This window comes from Methylobacterium sp. J-026, from assembly GCF_022829585.1.
In the GTDB taxonomy this organism is placed as follows: Bacteria; Pseudomonadota; Alphaproteobacteria; order Rhizobiales; family Beijerinckiaceae; genus Methylobacterium.
In genome coordinates, this window is sequence record NZ_JAKSYC010000213.1 from 61584 (window position 1) to 82703 (window position 21120).

The 21120-nt window shown below is 71.5% G+C and carries 19 protein-coding genes; 18 read left to right on the forward strand and 1 reads right to left on the reverse strand.

Going from position 1 to position 21120, the window contains the following annotated elements:
- The first annotated feature begins 4 nt into the window (after positions 1-4).
- From bchB to MKK69_RS19290, 14 genes are all read left to right on the forward strand, one after another.
- The gene (bchB, locus tag MKK69_RS19225; protein ID WP_243970465.1) at positions 5-1597 is read left to right on the forward strand and encodes a ferredoxin:protochlorophyllide reductase (ATP-dependent) subunit B; all 1593 of its coding nucleotides are present in this window, start codon (positions 5-7) and stop codon (positions 1595-1597) included.
- Positions 1587-5315, forward strand: coding sequence for a magnesium chelatase subunit H (locus MKK69_RS19230; protein WP_243970467.1), 3729 nt, complete (start codon positions 1587-1589; stop codon positions 5313-5315). The genes bchB and MKK69_RS19230 overlap by 11 nt, the downstream gene beginning before the upstream one ends.
- Positions 5312-6205: a ferredoxin:protochlorophyllide reductase (ATP-dependent) iron-sulfur ATP-binding protein gene (bchL, locus tag MKK69_RS19235; protein ID WP_243970468.1), complete on the forward strand. Its 894-nt coding sequence runs from the start codon at positions 5312-5314 to the stop codon at positions 6203-6205. Before MKK69_RS19230 ends, bchL begins: the two co-directional genes overlap by 4 nt.
- A gap of 16 nt (positions 6206-6221) precedes the next feature.
- Positions 6222-7115 (forward strand): magnesium protoporphyrin IX methyltransferase, encoded by an 894-nt coding sequence (gene bchM / locus MKK69_RS19240; protein ID WP_243970470.1) that lies wholly within the window; start codon positions 6222-6224, stop codon positions 7113-7115.
- The gene (locus tag MKK69_RS19245; protein ID WP_243970472.1) at positions 7112-8542 is read left to right on the forward strand and encodes a BCD family MFS transporter; all 1431 of its coding nucleotides are present in this window, start codon (positions 7112-7114) and stop codon (positions 8540-8542) included. Before bchM ends, MKK69_RS19245 begins: the two co-directional genes overlap by 4 nt.
- 18 nt (positions 8543-8560) lie before the next feature.
- Positions 8561-9340, forward strand: coding sequence for a photosynthetic reaction center subunit H (puhA, locus tag MKK69_RS19250; RefSeq protein ID WP_243970473.1), 780 nt, complete (start codon positions 8561-8563; stop codon positions 9338-9340).
- Positions 9337-9987, forward strand: a complete 651-nt coding sequence (gene puhB / locus MKK69_RS19255; protein WP_243970475.1) for a photosynthetic complex putative assembly protein PuhB — start codon at positions 9337-9339, stop codon at positions 9985-9987. Before puhA ends, puhB begins: the two co-directional genes overlap by 4 nt.
- Positions 9988-9997: 10 nt before the next feature.
- On the forward strand, positions 9998-10513 hold the full coding sequence (puhC, locus tag MKK69_RS19260; protein WP_243970477.1) for a photosynthetic complex assembly protein PuhC: 516 nt from the start codon (positions 9998-10000) through the stop codon (positions 10511-10513).
- Positions 10513-10809, forward strand: a complete 297-nt coding sequence (locus MKK69_RS19265) for a hypothetical protein (RefSeq protein WP_243970479.1) — start codon at positions 10513-10515, stop codon at positions 10807-10809. Before puhC ends, MKK69_RS19265 begins: the two co-directional genes overlap by 1 nt.
- Positions 10806-11894 carry a magnesium-protoporphyrin IX monomethyl ester (oxidative) cyclase gene (acsF, locus tag MKK69_RS19270; RefSeq protein WP_243970481.1) on the forward strand — a complete coding sequence of 363 codons (1089 nt, stop codon included), beginning with the start codon at positions 10806-10808 and terminating at the stop codon, positions 11892-11894. Before MKK69_RS19265 ends, acsF begins: the two co-directional genes overlap by 4 nt.
- Before the next feature lies 1 nt (position 11895).
- Positions 11896-12690 carry a putative photosynthetic complex assembly protein PuhE gene (gene puhE / locus MKK69_RS19275; RefSeq protein WP_243970483.1) on the forward strand — a complete coding sequence of 265 codons (795 nt, stop codon included), beginning with the start codon at positions 11896-11898 and terminating at the stop codon, positions 12688-12690.
- Positions 12691-12802: 112 nt separating this feature from the next.
- Positions 12803-14020: a 5-aminolevulinate synthase gene (hemA, locus tag MKK69_RS19280; protein WP_243970485.1), complete on the forward strand. Its 1218-nt coding sequence runs from the start codon at positions 12803-12805 to the stop codon at positions 14018-14020.
- A 139-nt stretch (positions 14021-14159) separates the two neighbouring features.
- Positions 14160-15176 (forward strand): magnesium chelatase ATPase subunit I, encoded by a 1017-nt coding sequence (gene bchI, locus MKK69_RS19285; protein WP_243970487.1) that lies wholly within the window; start codon positions 14160-14162, stop codon positions 15174-15176.
- Between the two features lie 227 nt (positions 15177-15403).
- Positions 15404-17026, forward strand: coding sequence for a magnesium chelatase subunit D (locus MKK69_RS19290; protein WP_243970489.1), 1623 nt, complete (start codon positions 15404-15406; stop codon positions 17024-17026).
- Positions 17027-17068: 42 nt separating this feature from the next.
- Here MKK69_RS19290 and MKK69_RS19295 read toward each other — a convergent pair whose 3' ends face one another.
- A complete protein-coding gene (locus MKK69_RS19295) occupies positions 17069-17215 on the reverse strand; it encodes a hypothetical protein (RefSeq protein ID WP_243970491.1) in 147 nt (48 codons plus the stop codon).
- A gap of 207 nt (positions 17216-17422) precedes the next feature.
- Between MKK69_RS19295 and bchO the strand changes: the two genes are divergently transcribed.
- The 4 genes from bchO (at position 17423) to MKK69_RS19315 (ending at position 20913) form a co-directional block, all read left to right on the forward strand.
- On the forward strand, positions 17423-18322 hold the full coding sequence (gene bchO / locus MKK69_RS19300) for an alpha/beta fold hydrolase BchO (protein ID WP_243970493.1): 900 nt from the start codon (positions 17423-17425) through the stop codon (positions 18320-18322).
- 91 nt (positions 18323-18413) lie between these two features.
- Positions 18414-19199 carry a gamma-glutamyl-gamma-aminobutyrate hydrolase family protein gene (locus tag MKK69_RS19305; protein ID WP_243970495.1) on the forward strand — a complete coding sequence of 262 codons (786 nt, stop codon included), beginning with the start codon at positions 18414-18416 and terminating at the stop codon, positions 19197-19199.
- 295 nt (positions 19200-19494) lie between these two features.
- On the forward strand, positions 19495-20253 hold the full coding sequence (gntA, locus tag MKK69_RS19310) for a guanitoxin biosynthesis heme-dependent pre-guanitoxin N-hydroxylase GntA (RefSeq protein WP_243970497.1): 759 nt from the start codon (positions 19495-19497) through the stop codon (positions 20251-20253).
- A 63-nt stretch (positions 20254-20316) separates the two neighbouring features.
- Positions 20317-20913: a DUF1989 domain-containing protein gene (locus tag MKK69_RS19315; RefSeq protein WP_243970500.1), complete on the forward strand. Its 597-nt coding sequence runs from the start codon at positions 20317-20319 to the stop codon at positions 20911-20913.
- The last annotated feature ends 207 nt before the right edge of the window (positions 20914-21120 follow it).

The following is a 21120-nucleotide window of genomic DNA, read 5'->3' on the forward strand; positions in this document are numbered from 1 at the left end:
GGCCATGCAGCTCACCCTCTGGACCTACGAGGGTCCGCCCCATATCGGCGCCATGCGGGTCGCCACCGCGATGACCGGGCTGCACTACGTGCTGCATGCGCCGCAGGGCGACACCTACGCGGACCTGCTGTTCACGATGATCGAGCGGCGCGATGCCCGCCCGCCCGTCACCTACACGACCTTCCGCGCCCAGGATCTCGGCCGCGACACGGCCGAGCTGTTCAAGACCTCGGTGGCGGCCGCCTACGCGCGCTTCCGGCCCCAGGCGATGATCGTCGGCGCCTCCTGCACCGCCGAATTGATCCAGGACGATCCGGGCGGCCTGGCCAAGGCCCTCGACCTGCCGATCCCGGTGATCCCGCTGGAGCTGCCCGCCTACCAGAAGAAGGAGAACTGGGGCGCCTCCGAGACCTTCTACCGCCTGGTGCGGGCGCTCGCCGGGGCACCCGCCCCGCGCCAGCCGCGGGAGCCGGGCCGGCGCCCGCTCTGCAACCTCCTCGGGCCGACAGCCCTCGGCTTCCGCCACCGGGACGACCTGATCGAGATCCGCCGGCTGCTCGACGCGCTGGGCATCGACGTCAACGTCGTGGCCCCGCTCGGCGCATCCCCCGCCGATCTCGGACGGCTCAAGGACGCCGACTTCAACGTCGTGCTCTACCCGGAGACCGCCCGGGCCGCCGCCGAATACCTCAAGAAGGCCTTCGGGCAGCCGTTCACGCAGGCGATCCCGCTCGGCGTCGGCGGAACGCGCCGCTTCGTCACCGAGGTGGCGGGCCTCGCCGGCGTCGATCCGGCGCCTGTCCTCGACGGCCCCGGCTCACGCCTGCCCTGGTACAGCCGCTCGGTCGACTCGACCTACCTCACGGCCAAGCGCGTCTTCGTGTTCGGGGATGCGACCCACGCCCTCGGCATCGCCCGGGTGGCGGCCCAGGAACTCGGCTTCACGGTGGTCGGCCTCGGCACCTACAGCCGCGAATTCGCCCGGGAGATCCGCGCCGAGGCGGCCGAGCACGGGATCGAGGCGCTGATCACCGACGACTACCTCGACGTCGAGGCCGCGATCCGCGCGGCCGCCCCGGAACTCGTCCTCGGCACCCAGATGGAGCGCCACGTCGCCAAGCGGCTGGGCATCCCCTGCGCGGTGATCTCCGCCCCGGTCCACGTCCAGGATTTCCCGGCTCGCTACGCCCCGCAGATGGGTTTCGAGGGCGCCAACGTCCTGTTCGACACCCTGGTCCATCCGCTGATGATGGGCCTGGAGGAGCACCTGCTCGGCATGTTCCGGGAGGACCCGGAATTCCACGACGGCGTCGGGCCCTCGCATCTCGGCGGAACCGCGCGGGCGGCCTCGTCCGAGGCGGCCGCCGAGGTCGCGGAACCGGCCGCTCCGTCGGCGCCCGCCCCGATCCTCCTGGACGAGCCTGTCGTGATCACGACCGCTCCCTGGGCGCCCGAAGCCGAGAAAGAGCTGAGGAAAATCCCGTTCTTCGTGCGCGGCAAAGCGCGCAGCAACACGGAGAAGTTCGCCCGTGAGCGGCGGCTGCCGCTCATCACCCTCGAAACCCTCTACGACGCCAAGGCGCATTATGGCCGCTAGAGCGCTCCCCCCCGGACGCGAGGCCGGCGCGACGCGTCGACCGCCGATCCGCGTCGTCATCGTCACCCTCGACAACCACCTGGCCAGCGCGGTCGAGCGGGCGCGCCTGCGCCTGCGCGCCGAGATGCCGGGGCTGGTGCTCGATTTCCACGCCGCGGCCGAGTGGGACACCGATCCCGCGTCCCTCGACGCCTGCCGCAGCGACATCGCGCAGGCCGACATCGTGCTCTCGGCCATGCTGTTCATGGACGAGCATGTCCGGGCGATCTTGCCGGCGCTCGCCGCCCGGCGCGACGCCTGCGACGCGATGGTCGGCTGCATGTCGGCGAGCGAGGTGGTGAAGACGACCAAGCTAGGCCGCTTCGACATGAGCGGCACCAAGCGCAGCGCCCTCGACTTCCTCAAGAAGCTGCGCGGCAAGCCCGGCCAGCAGGGCAATGCCGGCCGTCAGATGGCGCTCGTGCGCAAGCTGCCGAAAATCCTGCGCTTCATCCCGGGCTCGGCCCAGGACGTGCGCGCCTATTTCCTGACCCTGCAATACTGGCTGGCCGGCTCCGACGAGAACGTCGCCGCCCTGGTGCGCTTCCTCGTGCACCGCTACGCGGCCGGCGAGCGGGCCGTCTGGCGCGAGGGGCCGGCCGCGCCCGCGCCGCTCGATTATCCCGAGACCGGCCTCTACCACCCGCGCTTGCCCGGCCGGATCGGCCAGAATCCGTCCCGCCTGCCGCGCTCGGCGGCCGCGCGGGGCCGCGTCGGGCTGCTGGTGATGCGCAGCTACGTGCTCGCCGGCAACACCGCCCATTACGACGGCGTCATCGCGGCCCTGGAGGCGCAGGGCCTCGACGTGGTGCCGGCCTTCGCCAGCGGCCTCGACAACCGCCCGGCGGTGGAGTCCTTCTTCATGCGGGACGGGCGCGCCAGCATCGACGCCCTCGTGTCCCTCACCGGGTTCTCGCTGGTCGGCGGCCCCGCCTACAACGACGCGGCGGCGGCCGAGGCGATGCTGGCCCGGCTCGACGTACCCTACCTCGCCGCCCAGGCGCTGGAATTCCAGACCCTCGAACAGTGGGAGACGGGCGAGCGCGGCCTGTCGCCGGTCGAGGCGACCATGATGGTGGCGATCCCCGAACTCGACGGCGCCACCGCGCCGATGGTGTTCGGCGGCCGCTCCTCCGCCTCCGGCAGCGACAATGCCCGGGATATGCGGGTTCACCCGGAGCGGGCCGCGCGGCTGGCCGAGCGCGTGGCGCGGCTGGTGTCCCTGCGCCGGACCCCGAAGGCCGAACGCCGGGTCGCCGTGGTGCTGTTCAACTTTCCGCCCAATGCCGGCGCGACCGGCACGGCGGCATTCCTCTCGGTCTACGCCTCGCTGCTCAACACCCTGAAGGGCCTGGCGGCGGACGGCTATGCCGTGGATGTCCCGGAGAGCGTCGACGCCCTGCGCGAAGCGATCCTGGAGGGCAACGCCAAGCGCTACGGGACCCAGGCCAACGTCCACGCCCGCATCCGGGCCGAGGACCATGTCCGCCGCGAGACATATCTCGCCGAGATCGAGGCCCAGTGGGGCCCCGCCCCGGGCCGCCACCAGACCAACGGCGCCGACCTGTTCGTGCTCGGCGCCCAGTTCGGCAACGTCTTCGTCGGAGTGCAGCCGGCCTTCGGCTACGAGGGCGACCCGATGCGGCTGCTGTTCGAGCGCGGCTTCGCGCCGACCCACGCGTTCTCGGCCTTCTACCGCTACCTGCGCGAGGATTTCTCCGCGGACGCCGTGCTGCATTTCGGCACCCACGGGGCGCTCGAATTCATGCCCGGCAAGCAGACCGGCCTGTCCGAGGCCTGCTGGCCGGAGCGGATGATCGGGGCCCTGCCCAACGTCTACCTCTACGCCGCCAACAACCCGTCCGAGGGGACGCTGGCTAAGCGCCGCTCGGCCGCGACGCTGGTGAGCTACCTGACCCCGAGCCTGGCCACCGCCGGCCTCTATCGCGGGCTCCTCGACCTGAAGAGCTCCATGGAGCGCTGGCGCGGGCTCGATCTCGAGGCAGCCGTCGAGCGCGAGGGCCTCGCCCGGCTGATCCAGGAGCAGGGCGCGGCCGTCGATCTCGTAGCGGCAGAGCCGGCCTGGACCGGCGATCTCGGCGCCCGGGTCGCGGATCTCTGGTCCGCCGTGCAGGAGCTGGAGCAGACCCTGATCCCGCACGGCCTGCACGTGGTTGGGCAAGGCGTACCGGCGGAGGAGCGGGGCGACCTGCTGCTCGCCCTGGCCGAGGCCTCGCACGGGCTGCGGCCGGACCCGGCCGGCATCGCCGCGCTGGTCGCGGGCGAGGGCGTCGAGGCGGCCTTCGCGGCCTCCGGGCTGCCCGGCGACCCCGAGACCCGCGCGGCCTTCACGGCGCTGGCCGAGACCGACCGCCTCCTCGCGCAGGACCACGAACTTCCGGCGCTGATCCGGGCGCTCGACGGCCGCTTCATCCCACCCGTGGCCGGCGGCGACCTGCTGCGCAACCCCGCGATCCTGCCGACCGGGCGCAACATCCACGGTTTCGATCCCTACCGCCTGCCCTCCGCCTACGCGGTGGCGGACGGCGCCCGGCAGGTGGCCCGCATCCTCGAACGCTTCGCGGCGGACGGGAAACCCTGCCCGGAGAGCGTCGCCCTGGTCCTGTGGGGCACCGACAACCTCAAGAGCGAGGGTGGCCCGATCGCCCAGGCCCTCGCGCTGATCGGCGCCGCCCCGCGCTTCGACGGCTACGGCCGGCTCAGCGGCGCCGAGCTGATCCCGCTCGAAACCCTCGGTCGCCCGCGAATCGACGCCGTGGTCACCCTCTCGGGCATTTTTCGCGATCTGCTGCCGCTCCAGACGAAGCTTCTCGCGGAGGCGTCCTTCCTCGCGGCGAGCGCGGATGAGCCCCTCGAGAAAAACTTCGTCCGGAAGCACGCCCTGGCGATCCAGGCCGAGCAGGGCTGCGACCTGGAGACGGCGGCTCTGCGGGTCTTCTCCAACGCCGAGGGCGCCTACGGGGCCAACGTCAACCACTTGGTCGATTCGGGCAGCTGGGACGACGATGCCGAGCTGTGCGAGACCTTCTCGCGCCGCAAGAGCTTCGCCTATGGCCGCTCGGGCAAGCCGGCGCCGCAGCGGGCCCTGATGCAGGCGGTGCTGGCCTCCGTCGATATGGCCTACCAGAACCTCGATTCGGTCGAGGTCGGCGTCACCTCGGTCGACCATTACTTCGACGGGCTCGGCGGCATGGGCCGGGCGGTGGCGAAGGCCCGCGGCGAAGCGGTGCCGATCTACATCAGCGACCAGACCCGCGGGGAGGGGCGCGTCCGCTCCCTGGAGGAGCAGGTGGCGCTGGAGACGCGCACCCGCATGCTCAACCCGAAATGGTACGAGGGCCTGCTCGGCCACGGCTACGAGGGCGTGCGCCAGATCGAGACCCACCTGACCAACACGGTCGGCTGGTCGGCCACCGCCAACGCGGTCCAGCCCTGGATCTACGAGCGGATCACCGAGACCTACGTGCTCGACCCCGCCATGCGCGAACGCATGGCGGCCCTCAACCCCACCGCCTCCGCCAAGGTCGCCCAACGGCTGATCGAGGCACACAAGCGCGGCTTCTGGACTCCCGACGCGGCGACGCGTGACGCCCTCGACCGGGCCGAAGAGGAGCTGGAAGACCGTCTCGAAGGCGTCACCATAGGAGTCGCCGCATGAACATCGCCATTCGCAATCCGGTCATCGCCCGGAAGGAAGAAGGCAGCCTCCAGGTCGCCCTCGATCCGGACCTGAAAATCGAGACCGCCAAGGTCTTCGCGGTCTACGGCAAGGGCGGCATCGGCAAGTCGACCACCTCGTCGAACCTGTCGGTGGCGTTCTCCAAGCTCGGCAAGCGGGTGCTGCAGATCGGCTGCGACCCCAAGCACGATTCGACCTTCACCCTGACCAAGCGCCTCGCCCCGACCGTGATCGATGCCCTGGAGGCCGTGAACTTCCATTCGGAGGAGCTGCGCGTCGAGGATTTCGTGGTCGAGGGCTATAACGGCGTCATGTGCGTCGAGGCCGGCGGGCCGCCCGCCGGGACCGGCTGCGGCGGCTACGTGGTCGGCCAGACCGTGAAGCTCCTCAAGGAGCACCACCTCCTGGAGGATACCGACGTCGTGGTGTTCGACGTCCTGGGCGACGTGGTCTGCGGTGGCTTCGCCTCGCCGCTCCAGCACGCCGACCGGGCGCTGATCGTCACCGCCAACGACTTCGACTCGATCTTCGCGATGAACCGGATCGTGGCGGCGATCCACGCCAAATCGAAGAACTACCCGGTGCGGCTCGGCGGCGTCATCGCCAACCGCTCGGCCAAGACCGACGAGATCGACCGGTTCAACGACGCCGTCGGCCTGAAGCGCCTCGCCCACTTCCCCGATCTCGACGTGGTTCGCCGCTCGCGGCTCAAGAAATCGACCCTGTTCGAGATGGATTCCTCCCCGGAACTCGATGCCGTGACCGCCGAGTACATGCGGCTCGCCGAGACGCTCTGGGCCGGGGGCGAGCCCTGCGAGGCGATCCCCATGAAGGACCGCGACCTGTTCGAGTTCCTCGGGTTCGATTGAGGTTGGGATCCGACCGATGGCCAGCGCCAGCTACGAATCCCGCCGGGGTGAACTGACCACCTACTTCGACCGCACCGCGGTCGAGGCGTGGTCGCGCCTGACCTCCGACGCGCCGGTGAGCCGGATCCGCGCCACGGTGCGGGCCGGGCGGGACGCCATGCGGGCGACGCTGCTCTCGTGGCTCCCGACCGACATGACCGGCCTGCGCCTGTTGGACGCCGGCTGCGGCACCGGGGCGCTGAGCGTCGAGGCGGCGCGGCGCGGGGCCGAGGTGGTGGCCATCGACGTCTCGCCGACCCTGGTCGACCTCGCCCGGGAGCGCCTGCCGGCGATCCCGGGCCCCGGCGGCATCGACTTCCGCGTCGGCGACATGCTCGACCCGGGGCTCGGCCGCTTCGACCACGTGGTGGCGATGGATTCACTGATCCATTACCGCGCCGCCGACATCGCCCGGGCGCTGGCGGTGCTGGGCGCGCGCACGGACGGCTCGGTGCTGTTCACCGTGGCGCCGCGCACCGCCCTGCTGACCGTGATGCACGCCGCCGGCAAGTTCTTTCCCCGCGGCGACCGCTCGCCCGCGATCGTGCCGGTGACCGAAGGCGGATTGCGGCGGCGGATGTCGTCCGAACGGGCGCTCGACGGCTTCGCCTGGGCGGGGAGTCACCGGATCAACAGCGGCTTCTACCTGTCGAACGCGATCGCGCTGACGCGCTCTTCCCCTCCCCCCTCTGCGGGGGAGGGGACCCTGCGCAGCAGGGGGGGAGAGGGGCAGCGCGACGTTGCGGGTTTGGGCTCCGAGCGTGATCTTTTCGGAACCGTCGCTCCCCTCTCCCGACCCCTGCTGACGCAGGGGCCACCCTCCCCCGCTGAGGGGGGAGGGGGTGCGGCGGCGACCGGGGTGCGATCATGACCGCCGCCTCGAAAAAGCTGACCCGCGCCCTCATGCGCCTCGGCCCGGCGATCCTGCCCTTCGCGGATGCCGCCACGGTCGAGCTGCCGCTGGGGCGCCTGCTCCGGCTCGCCCTGTTCCAGGTCACCGTCGGCATGGCGGCGGTGCTGCTGATCGGAACGCTCAACCGGGTGATGATCGTCGAGCTCGGCGTGCCGGCCTGGATCGTCGCCATGATGCTGGCGCTGCCGCTGATCTTCGCCCCGTTGCGGGCGCTCGTCGGCTTCCGGTCGGACACGCACCGCTCGGTGCTGGGCTGGCGGCGGGTGCCCTACATCTGGTTCGGCACGCTGCTCCAGTTCGGCGGGCTGGCGATCATGCCCTTCGCCCTGCTCATCCTGTCGGGCGACACCACCGGGCCGCTCTGGGTCGGGGACGTGGCGGCGGCTCTGGCCTTCCTGCTGGTCGGCGCCGGGCTGCACACCACCCAGACCGTGGGCCTCGCGCTCGCCACAGACCTCGCCCCGGCGCATGCACGGCCGAAGGTGGTCGCTCTGCTCTGCGCGGCGCTCCTGTTCGGCATGATGGCGAGCGCCGTGCTGTTCGGTCTGTTCCTCGCCCACTTCTCGCCGGTGCGGCTGATCCAGGTGATCCAGGGCGCGGCCCTGGTCACCATCATCCTCAACGGGCTTGCCCTGTGGAAGCAGGAGCCCCGCGATCCCCACCGCACCCGGGAGGCGCCGCAGCGCGACTTCCGCGCCTCCTGGCAGGCCTATGCCGGGCAGGGCACCGCCCGGCGGCGCCTCGTGGCGATCGGGCTCGGCACGGCAGGCTTCTCCATGCAGGACATCCTGCTGGAGCCCTATGGCGGCCAGATCCTGCATCTGTCGGTGGGCGCCACCACGGCGCTGACCGCGCTGCTCGCCGCCGGCGGCGGCCTCGGTCTGCTGGTCGCGGCCCGCTGGCTCGGGCGCGGCGGCGATCCGTTCCGGGTCTCGGCGGTGGGCGTCGGGATCGGCATCCTGGCCTTCTCGGCGGTGGTCTTCGCCGCGCCGCTGGCCTCGGCCGACCTGTTCGCGGCCGGCGTCAGCCTGATCGGGCTCGGGGGCGGCCTGTTCGCCCACGGCACGCTCACCGCCTCGATGAACCGCGCCGGCCCGGAGGATACCGGGCTCGCGCTCGGCGCCTGGGGCGCCGTCCAGGCGACCGCCGCCGGGCTCTCGATCGCGGCGAGCGGCCTCGTGCGCGACGTCGGTGGCGCCATCGCCCAGTCGGGGGTGCTCGGCGAGGGCATGAACGAGCCGGCCATCGGCTATCTGATCGTCTACCACATCGAGATCGCCCTGCTGTTCGCCGCGCTCCTCGCGCTCGGGCCGCTGGTGCGTGAGGACGCGCGTGCAGAGGTTCGAGACCGCATCGCCGGCGAGCTTGCCGGCCGAGCGGCCTGAGAGACGGGGAGGTCAGCCATGCCAACCGGCGCACTTACGGGTTACGTCGACGTCGCCCAGGTCGTGCTCTACGCCTTTTTCCTGTTCTTCGCGGGACTGGTCTTCTGGTTGCGCCGCGAGGACCGCCGGGAGGGTTACCCGCTGGAGAACGAGGCGGTCGGGCTGCGCAAGACCACGGACCCGTTCCTGATCCCGCGCTCCAAGGCCTTCCACCTGCCGGGCGGGGAGACCACCTACGCGCCCCAGGCGGTGCATGGCCGCGACGACATCGAGACCGGCATCCCCGCCCGCAAGGTCGAGCCCTGGCCGGGCGCCCCCTACGAGCGGACGGAGTCCTCCCTCCAGGCCGGCGTCGGCCCCGGTTCCTGGGTGCTGCGGCACGATGTGCACGACAGGACCTGGGACAACGAGATCCGGATCGTACCCCTGCGGGTGGCGACGAACTTCGTCGTGCACGAGGACGGCCCGAACCCGATCGGCATGACCGTGTTCGGCACCGACAACGGCGTGGCGGGCGTCGTCAGCGACGTCTGGGTGGACCGCGGCGAATCGCTGATCCGCTACTACGAGGTGGAACTCACGACCGGCGGCCGCCGGCTGATGCCGACCACCTTCTGCCGGGCGGGTGGCTTCACCAAGACGGTGAAGACCGAGGCGCTGCTGGCCAGCCAGTTCGCCGACATCCCCGCGACCCGCGATCCCGACAGCGTCACCTTCCTGGAGGAGGAGCGGATCGTCTCGTATTTCGGCGCCGGCACGCTCTACGCCACCCCGGCCCGCGCGGAGCCCCTGATATGAGCGGCGATTTCCTCCCCGAGGGCACCCTGCGGGGGCTGCCCGGCCCGCTCCCGGCGGGCGAGCGCATCCTGTGGCAGGGGGCGCCCACCACCACGGGTCTGCTGGTACGGGTGTTCCACGCCCGCCTGGTGATCGCGTGGTTCACCGCCTGCGCCCTGGCCTTCGGCCTCGCCGCCGGCTCGCCCGGGGCCGCGCTGAGGGTGCTGGGACCGACCCTCCTGACCGGCGGCGCCGCCGTCGTGCTGCTCTGGGTGCTCGCGTGGCTCACCCACCGGGCGACGCTCTACACGGTGACCAACCGCCGCATCGTGCTGCAGACCGGCATCGCCCTGCCGGTGACCCACAACCTGCCCTTCGCCCAGGTCGACGGCGCGGCCCTGCGCGCCTTCACGGATGGCAGCGGCGATCTGCCTCTACGGTTGCGGCCGGGTACGCGTATAGCCTACCTTCAGCTCTGGCCGCATGCCCGGCCCTGGCATCTCACCCGAACGGAGCCCATGCTGCGCTCCGTCCCGGGTGCGGAGGCGGTGGCGGCGTTGCTGGCGCGGGCGCTCGAAGCCCATGCCGACGGCACCGCGCCTCCGGTTCGGGTCGCCCGTATGGGCCGAGTGGACGAGAATCCCGGCCGCCTCGTCGCGGCCGAGTAGGGAGGGGGCAATGGGCGAGCAGGCGAAGAACGCCGGCCGAGCCACGGCACGGGCCGTCACCGGACGCCCCGTGGCGGGTCCGGCGCCGGCCCTGCTGATGATTGGTGCCGGGGCGCTGATGGGCTTCAGCATGCTCGCGGTCCTGATCGGCCGGAGCGAGGGGGTCGGCCTCGTCGCCCTGCCGCCCGCCAAGCCGGTGGCGCGGCTCGAATTCCGCGCCGAGGATCAGGTCGATGGCTCCATCGCCCTGCGCAACGTCGCCGACCGGCAGATCGTCGCCTGGATCCGCCCGGGCGAGGACGGCTTTTTGCGCGGGACGCTGCGCGGCCTCGCCCAGGCCCGCCAGCGCGGCGGCCTCGGCCCGGACCAGCCCTTCAGCCTGACCCGCTACGATGATGGCCGCCTGTCGCTGGCCGACGAGGCCACCGGCCGTCAAGTTCCGCTGGAGGCCTTCGGGCCGACCAATGCCGGGGCCTTCGCGCGGCTGCTGCCCGGGCAGGCCGGCCCCGTCACGGAGCTGCGCTGATGGCCCTGTTCGGCAGCCGCACCGTCACCGTGCCCTGCACCGTGGAGATCGAGCAGACTCCCGAGAGCCTGCACGCCCACGTCACCCTGGATGCCGGATTCGAGATCGAGCCCGGCGACGAAGTCCAGGTCCACGACGCGCCGACCGCGGTGCCCTACGGCGAACGGCTGACCGTGCGCCGCACCGCCACCGTCACCCGGGCCGGCCCGCTGGAGCGGGCCTGGACCAAGCTCATCGCCCATCTCGAACTGACCGAACTCTACGAGGTCAGCTTTTCCGAGCGGAGGAAGCTGTGAACGCACCCGTCGCACCGCTCTCAGGCCAGCCCGTCCCGAAGGCCCCGGTCAACGAATCGACCAAGGCTGCGCAGGAGACGACGTTCCTCAGCCCGCGCTTCTACACCACGGATTTCGTCGAGCTCGACCGGACGAACGTCGAGCCGGTGCGGCGCGACTGGGATCTGCTCATCGCCGAGCTGCGCGCCGACCCGAACAAGCGCCACTTCACCCGCAACGCCGAGTTCGACTGCGACCTGTCGCAGATGGAGCCCGAGCTGCGGAAGGAGTTTTTGGATTTTCTGGTGTCTTCGATCACCGCGGAATTTTCGGGCTGCGTGCTCTATGCCGAGATGAGAAAACGCGCCAAGAACAAAGACATCAAAGAGTTGTTCGGCTTCATGAGCCGGGACGAGGCGCGCCACGCCGGCTTCATCAACGACACGCTCAAGGATTTCGGCATCGGCGTGGACCTGGGATTCCTGACCAAGTCCAAAAAATACACGTTCTTCCGGCCGAAATTCATCTTCTACGCGACCTACCTCTCGGAGAAGATCGGCTACGCCCGCTACATCACCATCTTCCGCGAGCTGGAGCGGCATCCGGAGCGGCGAATCCACCCGATCTTCAAGTGGTTCGAGCTGTGGTGCAACGACGAGTTCCGCCACGGCGAGGCCTTCGCCCTGCTGATGCGGGCGAACCCGAAGCTCACGAGCGGCGTGAACCGCTTCTGGATCCGGTTCTTCCTGCTCGCGGTCTTCGCCACGATGTACGTGCGCGACCATCACCGCCCGGCCTTCCACAAGGCGCTGGGGGTCGATCCCAGCGACTACGATTTCAAGGTGTTCCGGATCACCTCGGAGATCTCGAAGCAGACGTTCCCGCTGGAACTCGACCTCGACAACCCGAAGTTCAAGTCGGGGCTCGACCGGCTGCTCGCCTGCTCCCGGGCGATCGCCGAGGCGAAGGCCCGGGGCGGTCCCGTGGGCAAGGTCCTGCACGGCATCCAGATCCTCCGGGCGGCCGCGACCTTCGTCCGGCTCTACCTGCTGCCGGTCAAGGCCAACGCCCTGCCGGCCGACATCCGCCTCCAGCCGGTCTGGTAGGATGGCGACCTTCGCAACCCCGATGCTCTACGCGGTGCTGCTCTGGTGGTTCTCCACCGGGCTGATCCTGCTGCTCGATCACGCCCCGCGGCGGACGCATCCGTGGAGCATGGCCGGGGCGACCCTGCTGCTCGCCGCCGCCCTGGTGGCGATCCGCGCCAGCGCCGGGGACACGAGCGGGACGGGGGCCTACACGGCCTTCACGGCGGCCCTGGTCGTCTGGGGCTGGCAGGAGATGAGCTACTACATGGGCTTCCTGTCGGGCCCGCGACCCGCCGCCTGCGCGCCGGGTCTGCGGGGGTTCGACCGGTTCCTGGCGGCGCTGGCCACCAGCCTGTGGCACGAATTCGCCATCGTGATCGGGGGCGTGGCGATCCTGGCGCTGGTCTGGGGCAGCCCCAACCGCTTCGCCCTGTGGACTTACGGCGCCCTGGTGGTGATGAACCTCTCGGCGCGGCTCAACCTGTTCCTGGGCGTGCGCAACCTCCACGCCGAGTTCCTGCCGGACCATCTCGGCTACCTGGCCTGCTATCTGTCCCGGAAGCCGATGAACCTGCTGTTCCCGGTCTCGGTCAGCCTCGGGACCCTCGCGGCGGCGCTGCTGGGCCGCGCGGCCCTGGGCGCCGACCTGCTGGAGCACGAATTGATCGGCTTCACGGTCCTGGCGACGCTGACGGCGCTCGCCACCCTGGAGCACTGGTTCCTGATGCTGCCGCTGCCCTCGGCGGAGCTGTGGCGCTGGAGCCTGCCGGCCCGGGCGTCCGGGGAAGCGGCGAGACCGCCGGATCACGTTTAGGTCGAGGGATCGCAGCCGGACGACGCATGTCCACCAATCTGGAATTGGTCTCGTGCGAAATCCGGTGTCACAGGCGGGATCAACCCGCAGGGTTTATTCGGGGAGAGGCGACATGGATTACGAGACCTTCTTCGAAGGCGAGATCGCCGGTCTCCACCGGGAGGGGCGCTACCGGGTCTTCACCGACCTCGAGCGGCACGCCGGCAACTTTCCCCACGCCACCCACCACCATGGCGGCGGCACGCGGCCCGTGACGGTCTGGTGCTCCAACGATTATCTCGGCATGGGCCAGCACCCAACCGTCACCGGGGCGATGCACGAGGCGATCGACCGCTGCGGCGCCGGCGCCGGCGGCACCCGCAACATCTCGGGGACCAACCACTACCACGTGCTCCTGGAGCAGGAGCTCGCCGACCTCCACGGCAAGGAGGCGGCGCTCCTGTTCACCTCCGGCTACGTGTCGAACTGGGCAGCACTCGGGACCCTGGCCTCGCGGCTGCCGAACTGCGCGGTCTTCTCAGATTCTGAGAACCACGCCTCGATGATCGAGGGCATCCGCTTCTCCCGGGCCGAGCGCCACATCTTCCGCCACAACGACCCGGAGGACCTGAACCGGAAGCTCGCGCTCATCGACCCGGCACGGCCGAAGCTGGTGGCGTTCGAGTCGGTCTACTCGATGGACGGCGACATCGCCCCCATCGCCGAGATTTGCGACGTGGCCGAGGCCCACGGGGCGCTGACCTACCTGGACGAGGTCCACGCGGTCGGCCTGTACGGGGCCCGGGGCGGCGGCATCTCGGAGCGCGACGGCGTCGCCCATCGGCTCGACGTGATCGAGGGCACCCTGGGCAAGGCGTTCGCGGTGCATGGCGGCTACATCACGGCCTCGGAGAAGCTCTGCGATTTCGTGCGCAGCTTCGCCTCGGGCTTCATCTTCACGACATCCCTGCCGCCCGCGGTGGCGGCGGGCGCGGCGGCCTCGATCCGCCACCTGAAGGCGAGCGGCGCCGAGCGCGCCCGGCATCAGGAGCGCGTGGCGAAGGTCCGGCAGGCGCTCGAGGCCGCCGACATCCCGACCATGCCCAACGACAGCCACATCGTGCCGGTGATGGTCTGCGATCCCGTGCTCTGCAAGGGGATCTCCGACACCCTGCTCGACGAGTTCGGCATCTACGTGCAGCCGATCAACTACCCCACCGTCGCCCGGGGCACCGAGCGCCTGCGGATCACCCCGTCGCCGCTGCACACGGATGCCGATATCGGGCATCTCGTCGAGGCGCTCGCCACGATCTGGGGGCGGATCGGGCTCCGGCAGAAGGCGGCGGAGTAGGGCGCTCTTCCCTCCCCCTTGCGGGGAGGGGTAGGGGTGGGGGTGGTGCAGATGGCACCGCTTCGACCTATCCTGCGCCACCCCCACCTCCGGCTCCTCCCCGCAAGGGGGAGGAGAGGGGGCACAGTGTGAGTTCTGCGTGCCCACCTTCCCCTTCTCGGCCATCGTCGCCCAGGACGAGATGCGCCAGGCGCTGCTGATCGCCGCGGTGGACCCGGCGGTCGGCGGCGTGCTGGTCTTCGGCGACCGCGGCACCGGCAAGTCCACGGCGATCCGGGCGCTCGCCGCCCTGCTGCCGCCGATGCGGGCGGTGGTCGGCTGCCCGTACAATTGCGATCCCGACAGCCCAGCGGAGAGCTGCCCCCACTGCGCGAGCCTGCCGGGCGCGCGGAAAAAGTCCGAAAAGAAACCGGTGCCGGTGGTGGACCTGCCGCTGGGGGCTACCGAGGACCGGGTGGTCGGCACCCTCGACCTGGAGCGGGCGCTCGGCGCCGGGGTGAAGGCGTTCGAGCCGGGGCTGCTCGCCCGGGCCAACCGCGGTTTTTTGTATATTGACGAAGTGAATCTCCTGGAGGACCACCTCGTGGACCTGCTGCTTGACGTGGCGGCCTCCGGCGTCAACACCGTCGAGCGCGAGGGGTTATCGCTGCGCCACCCGGCGCGGTTCGTGCTGGTGGGCTCCGGCAACCCGGAGGAGGGGGAGTTGCGCCCGCAGCTCCTCGACAGGTTCGGGCTGGCCTGCGAGGTCGCGACCCCGAAGGACATCGCCACCCGGATCGCCGTGGTGCGTGCCCGCGACGCCTACGAGCGCGACCCCGAGGGGTTCTGCGCCGCACGATCCGGCGACGAGCGGAAAATCCAAAAACAGATCCTGCTGGCGCGGGAGCGGCTGCCGTCCCTGAGCGTCCCGGATGCCGCCCTGGAGCGCGCGGCGCGGCTCTGCCTGGCGCTGGGCACCGACGGGTTGCGCGGCGAGCTGACCCTGATGCGCACCGCCCGGGCGCTCGCCGCCCTCGACGGCGCCGAGACGGTCACCGACGACCACCTCCGCCGCATCGCCCCGGCCGCCCTGCGCCACCGCCTGCGCCGCAATCCGCTCGAAGAGTCCGGCTCCACCGCCCGGGTGGAGCGGGCGCTGGCGGAGGTGTTTGCGTGAGGCACGCGCCGCCTCTGGCTCCCCCCTCTGCGGGGGAGGGTGGTCCTCGCGTCAGCGAGGGTCGGGAGAGGGGAGCAACGGTGCAGAAGAGGGCTGCGGCCTCCTTGAAGGCCGCGCCACCTTCGGATGCCGGGTTCCCCTCTCCCGACCCCCTTCGGGGGGCACCCTCCCCTACAGAGGGGGGAGGGAGCGCGCCGGGCGTTTGGACCGACGCTCATTGTGCCGCCTTGCTGCTCGCCGCCGATCCGGCCGCCTTCGGCGGTGCGGTCGTCCGAGCGCCGCCCGGTCCGGTCCGCGAGCGCTGGCTCGAAACCCTGCGCGCCGCGCTCCCGCCCGGGACACCCTGGCGGCGCCTGCCGCCCGCGATCGGCGATGACAGCCTGCTCGGCGGCCTCGACCTCGCCGCGACCCTGGCGGCCGGCCGCGCGATCACCCGGGCCGGCCTGCTGGCGCAGGCCGATGGCGGGATCGTCGTCGTGCCCATGGCCGAGCGCCTGCCGCCCGGCACCGCCTCCCGGCTCGCCGCCGCCCTCGACACCGGCACCGCGTCGGACCGGCCGGCACGGTTCGGCCTGATCCTCCTCGACGAGGGCGAGGCGGACGAGACCGTCGCCGAGGCCCTGGCCGACCGTCTCGCCTTCCGGATCGATCTCGGCGGCGTCGGGATCGGCGATTGCGACGCCGCCCCCGCCGACGCCGAGCCCGACGCGGCCGCGGAGCCCGACCCGCTCGGCACCCTGTGCCGGCTGGCGGAGGCGCTCGGTGTCGACTCCCTGCGCGGGCCGATCCTGGCAGCCCGCGTGGCGCGATGGCTCGCGGCGGATCGCCCGGTCGGCACGGCGGAGATCACCGCGGCGGCCCGCCTGGTCCTGGCCCCGCGCGCCACGCGCCTGCCCACGCCCGAGGAGCCGCGGACGGAGGAGGCGGAGGCGCCGCCCCCGCCCCCCGCGGAGGACCGGGACGCGCCGGACGCGGCCGAGCCGGCCGAGGCCGAACCGGCCGACGCGTGCGTGCTCGAGGCGGTGCGCGCCGCGATCCCGGCGGGGCTGCTCGATCAGCTGATGGCGGGGGGGGCGCGTCTCTCGGCCGCGAAGGCCGGGCGGGCGGGTCAATTCGCGGCGGCGCGGACCGGCCGCCCGATCGGCAGCCGCCGGGGCGACCCGCGGCGCGGGCGCCTCGATCTGCTCGCGACCCTGCGGGCGGCTGCGCCCTGGCAGGCCCTGCGGCGCGGGGGGGAGGAGACCCGCCGCCTCGTGGTGCGGCGGGACGACCTGCGGATCCGGATCCTGCGGCAGCGGACCGAGACCACGACGGTGTTCTGCGTCGACGCCTCCGGCTCGGCCGCCCTGGAGCGGTTGGCCGAGGCCAAGGGTGCGGTCGAGCTGCTGCTGGCCGAGGCCTATGTCCGGCGCGACCGGGTGGCTTTGGTGGCCTTCCGCGGGACCGGCGCGGAGCTGGTCCTGCCGCCGACCCGCTCCCTGACCCGGGCGAAGCGCGGGCTCTCGGGGCTGCCGGGCGGGGGCGGGACGCCGCTCGCGGCGGGGATCGACGCGGCGCTCGGCGTGGCACTGGGGGTGCGCCGGACCGGCAGCCGCCCGGTGATCGTGCTGCTGACGGATGGGCGCGCCAACGTCGCGCGATCGGGGGAGGGCGGACGGGCCCGCGCCGGGGCCGAGGCCCTGCAGGCGGCCCGCGCGCTCCGTGCGGCCGGGCTGCCGGCCCTGGTGATCGATACCGGCGCCCGTGGCGAAGGCGCGCGCGCGGTCGCCGAGGCCATGGCCGCCCGCTATCTGATCCTGCCGCGCGCCGATGCCGGGCGGCTCAGCGCGGCCGTGCGGGCCGCACTCTGAGCATCGCGATGGCCCGGTTCAACGAACGCCGTCGAACTCTGGTCAGAGATGGATGCCGGCGCCGATATCGGCCACGCGCTGGTTGTGGGACATCCAGGCGTTCAGCATCTCGCGGAACAGGCCGCGGAACGTCCAGCGGCCCGGGGTCGAGGCGGCGAAGTGCTCGGTGGAGGAGGTGAAGACGATCATGGCCGGTTCCAGTGGTGCGCGCTGTGCAGGGTCAGCTCTCGCATCCGTGATGCCGTTTTTGCTGCGACGCAGCAATCCGGTTTCCGGCAGCGGTGGCATGCGGTTTCTGCATGCTTTTACAGTATGTTACGAAATACTTCCAACACAGCACGATAGCGCAGGCCTCCGAACCTGGGCTGGCTTTGGTGCAATGCAGGATGGCGGCCGGTGCTGAATCTCCGCGATGCGGACCGTCCGGACTGGGCGGTGGATGGCCGGGACTGGCCGCACCGGGCGGCGAGCCGCTTCGTCGAGGCGGCGGGCCTGCGCTGGCACGTCCAGGAATTCGGCCGCCCCGAGGCGCCGGCCCTGCTGCTGCTGCACGGAACCGGGGCGGCGACCCATTCCTGGCGCGGGCTCGCGCCGCTCCTGGCCGAGGATTTCTTCGTGACCGCCCCGGACCTGCCGGGCCACGGGTTCACCGATCCGCTGCCGGATGCCGACCTGTCGCTGCCCGGCATGGCCCGGGCGGTGGCGGGCCTCGTGGCGGCGCTCGGGCGACCGCCGGTGGTGGCGGCGGGCCACTCGGCCGGTGCGGCGGTGCTGGCGCGGATGTGCCTCGACGGCGCCATCGCGCCCCGGCTGCTGGCCGCCTTCAACGGTGCCCTGGCGCCGCTGCCCGGGGCGGCCAGCCTGCTGTTCCCCAGCATGGCGCGGCTCCTGTTCCTCAACCCGTTCACCCCGAAGATCTTCGCCTGGACGGCGGACCGGTCGGCGGCCAAGCGGCTGATCGAGGGGACCGGCTCGCGCCTCGACCCGCAGGGCGTCGAGCTGTACCGGCGGCTCTTCGCCCGGGCCGGCCATGTCCGGGGGGCGTTGGGCATGATGGCGAACTGGGACCTCGCGGGCCTGCACCGGGCGCTGCCGGGGCTCGCGACCCGCACCCTGCTGATCGTCGGCGGCGACGACCGGGCGATCCTGCCGGACACCGCCTTCGCGGTGCGCGACCGCCTGCCCGACGCCCGCGTGGCGCTGATCCGGGGCCTGGGTCACCTGGCGCACGAGGAGGCACCCGCGCAGGTCGCCGAGGCGCTGCGGGCGGAGGCGAAGGCCATCGGCCTGCTCTGAACGCGGGGACTGGCGCCGGCCTTGCCAGGGTCGTAGAGCCAGCCGCACGGGACAGGACCCGCGGCCAGGCCGGGAAGGAGCAGCCGGAACGATGGCGAGACCCGTGATCGGCGTCATCGGCAACGCGCGCCTGCTCGACAACCGGTTCCCGGCGCAGATCGTCGGCGAGAACAACATGCGGGCGCTGGCCACGGTGGCCGGCGTCCTGCCGCTGATGTTCGCCGCCGCCCCGGCGATCACCGATCTCGGCGACCTCCTCGACACGGTGGACGGCGTCCTGCTGACCGGCGGCCGCGCCAATGTCCACCCGACCCGGTTCGGGGCCGAGCCCTGCGCGGCGCACGAACCCTACGACGAGGCCCGCGACGCCGTGGCGCTGCCGCTGATCGAGGCCTGCGTGGCCCGCGGCGTGCCGCTGTTCGGCATCTGCCGCGGCTTCCAGGAGATGAACGTGGCCTTCGGCGGCAGCCTGCATCCGGAGATCCGCGAGCTCCCCGGCCGGCTCAACCACCGGATGCCGCGCCTGGAGAATGGCGAGATCCACCCGGATCTGGAGTTGATCTTCGCCGACCGCCACGCGGTCCGCCTGACGCCCGGCGGCACCTTCGCGCGGCTGATCGGGCGGGAGACGATCCGGGTGAATTCCCTACACGGCCAGGGCATCCTGGAGCCGGGGGCGCGGGTGGTGATCGAGGGCGTCGCCGAGGACGAGACCGTGGAGGCGATCCGGATCCGCGATGCGGCGGGGTTCGCCCTCGGGGTGCAGTGGCATGCCGAGCACGATCCGGCGACGAACCCGATCAACCGGGCGCTGTTCGAGGCGTTCGGGGCTGCGGCGGCGGCGCATCGCGGCGCGTGCGCGGCGGGACGGCGCTGACCCGAATCCGTCTCGGGGGATCCCGATCTCGACCCGGCACGCGGCAGCAAAATTCCGCCTCGCAGCCGGATGACCGAGTCTTCCACAACTTGATCTATGTTTATCGCGCGGCGCAGATCTATCGGTGATCTTGTCTCGCCCGGGAAAATCCTTTCCGCCCCGCGGATGGATTCACCTTATCCACGGACGACCTGTCGCAGGCCGGAACGACTGCACGGGTGTCGGGTTGCCGGAGTCCCGCACATGGGCTGCCTTCTCCCGCGGCAGCCTTGCGCAGAACATGAGCACCGACCGCATGCAGTTTCCCCGCGACGACCGAGAGCACCCCCGTGCCGAGGCCTTCCGCGAGTTCATCCGCAACCCGCCCTTTCCCTGCGTCGGCGCCAAGTCGGCGCTGTCGCGCGGCCGGATGACGATCGTGGTAGCCCGGGACATCACCTCCGGTTGGGACGATATGCGGATCTACCCGGCGCTGCTCGCCTTCGTGGCGCGCTACCGCCTGCAGCCGGACCTGTTCCAGAGCTTCGCCGTCGTCTTCGAGGGCCCGGGCGACCTCTCGGAGGAGGGCTTCGAGCGCAACCTCTGGGCGCGCGCGCAATCCCTCACCGACAAGGATGCCTGGCTCGGCCAGCCGCACGATTCCCGGGTGGCGGACGATCCGGATAACTCGCATTTCTCCCTGAGCTTCGGCGGCGAAGCGTTTTTCGTGGTCGGCCTTCACCCCAACGCGAGCCGCCCGGCGCGGTGCTTCTCCTCGCCCGTGCTGGTCTTCAATCTGCACGCGCAATTCGAGCGGCTGCGCGCCGAGGGCCGCTACGAGAAGCTGCGCGCCTCGATCCTGGAGCGCGACGAGGCCCTGGCCGGCAGCCTCAACCCGATGCTGGCGCGCCACGGCGAAACCTCGGAGGCCCGCCAGTATAGCGGCCGCGTGGTCGGGGCCGATTGGCGCTGCCCGATGCAGGGCCGCCCCGCGGCGCCCGACGCTGCAGCCACGGACGCGTGGCATCCCCCGGCCCTGTCGCTCGACGGCCTCTTCCCGGCGAATGGCGGCTGATGCATCGGATCGCGGCAGCGCCAGCGGCGTTGCCGGCAGACGGGCGGCGGGAGCGGAGACATCATGGACCGGGCGGACGTTCAGCAGATCGAGCCGCGCTCCGGCGTCGCCTTCACCCTCGACCGGGGGCAGCGCCTGACGGTGATCGACCCCCGCGGCGAGCAGGTGGCCGACCTCGTCGCCTACAACCGCCACGACACGGGCGAGGTGATCTCCTCCGGGCGGACCCTCGATTACGCCAGCCGGATCTACCTCACCACCGGCGACCCACTCTATTCCAACCGCTCGAACGTGCTCCTGCGCATCGTCGAGGACACGGTCGGGCGCCACGATTTCCTGCTGACTCCGTGTTCGGCCGACACGTTCCGGATCATCTACGGCGACACCGACCCCCATCGCGGCTGCTTCGGCAATCTGGCGGCGGCGCTCGCCCCCTACGGCATCGCGCCGGACGCGATCCCGGTCGCGTTCAACTGCTTCATGAACGTGCCGATCGACGGGGCGACCGGAGCGCTCACCGTCGCGCCGCCCTTGAGTCGGGCCGGAGACAGGATCGTGTTCGTCGCCGAGACCGACCTGATCATCGGCTTGACCGCCTGCTCGGCCCTGCAATCGAACAACGGCAGCTTCAAGCCGATCCATTACCGGGTCGAGGTCTGAAACCGGTCGATAGCGGCGTCCCGCGGGGCGGTCGCCGCGCCGGGATAGGGGCTCAATATTCAAACGCTGCCATGCGCGCGGATCTTCGAAAAGCTTCCGTACGATCTGTGCGATAGGCCAATAGGACGATCTTCAGGCAACAATCGCTGAGGTTGCCCGGCGTTGTTTGCCATTTACTAACCTTATCGGACGACCCTACGATGGTGC